Raw genomic sequence first — 1,162 nt, 5'->3', positions numbered from 1 at the left:
CAGCGCACGGCGATCGCGCGCGCGCTGGCCAACGACCCGAAGATCCTGCTGATGGACGAGCCCTTCGGCGCGCTCGACAACCAGACCCGCGTGCTCATGCAAGAGCTGCTGCTGGGAATCTGGGAGTCCGAGCGCAAGACCGTGCTGTTTGTCACCCACGACATCGACGAGGCCATCTTCATGGCCAACCGCGTGGCTGTGTTCAGCGCCCGGCCCGGTCGCATCAAGACCGAGCTGGCGGTGGACCTGCCGCACCCGCGCCACTACACCCTCAAGACCTCGCCCGAGTTCATGGACCTCAAGGCCCGGCTCACCGAGGAAATCCGCGCCGAGTCCCTGGCGGCGGCCGATCTGCACTGATGTCCCGCCGCGCCATGCATTCCGCCACCGCAACCCGCCAACGCAGCACCATGCCTGCGCCCACCGTGGCGCTNAAATCCGCGCCGAGTCCCTGGCGGCGGCCGATCTGCACTGATGTCCCGCCGCGCCATGCATTCCGCCACCGCAACCCGCCAACGCAGCACCATGCCTGCGCCCACCGTGGCGCTGTACCAGCAGGTCAAGGACTTCATTGCGCGCAAGATCCAGGACGGCTCCTGGCGCGCGGGCGACCGCCTGCCGTCGGAGCACGAGCTGGTGACGCAGTTCGGCATGTCGCGCATGACGGTGAACCGCGCGCTGCGCGAGCTGATGGAGCAGGGCCGCATCGTGCGCGTGGCCGGGGTCGGCAGCTTCGTCGCCGAAACCAAGCCCCAGTCCACGCTGCTGCAGATCGCCAACCTGGCCAGCGAGATCCGCCAGCGCGGGCACGACTACCGCTGCCAGGTGCTCACGGTGGAGCGCATCTCGGCCACGCTGGAAACGGCCGCGGCGCTGGAGCTGCGCACCGGCGAGTCGGTGTTCCACGCGGTCTGCGTGCACCTCGAAGACGGCGTGCCGGTGCAGCTCGAAGACCGCTTCGTGAACCCGCGCGTCGTGCCCAATTTTGCGCAGCAGGATTTCAGCGTGCAGCAGCCCTCCGAATTTCTGGTGCGCACCGTGCCGTTCGACCAGGTGGAGCATGTGGTCGACGCCGTGCTGCCCAGCACCGAGCAGGCCCGCCTGCTCGACATGGACGAGACCCAGCCCTGCCTGCTGCTCACGCGGCGCACCTGGAGCAGCG

1 protein-coding gene and 1 pseudogene are annotated in these 1,162 nt (G+C 68.7%); both read left to right on the top strand.

The window, feature by feature from the left end; all coding sequences use genetic code 11:
- Positions 1 to 360 (top strand): annotated as a pseudogene (locus tag QZH66_RS16570) (nitrate ABC transporter ATP-binding protein); the annotation flags it as partial.
- A gap of 129 nt (positions 361 to 489) precedes the next feature.
- A partial coding sequence (hutC, locus tag QZH66_RS16565; RefSeq protein ID WP_305806965.1) for a histidine utilization repressor occupies positions 490 to 1,162 on the top strand: 673 nt, incomplete at its 3' end.

The sequence above is a fragment of the Stenotrophomonas sp. YIM B06876 genome (assembly GCF_030711595.1).
Taxonomy (GTDB): domain Bacteria; phylum Pseudomonadota; class Gammaproteobacteria; order Xanthomonadales; family Xanthomonadaceae; genus Stenotrophomonas.
Note: the sequence above shows the minus strand (reverse complement) of the source record. Positions and strands in the feature narration are given on the sequence as shown.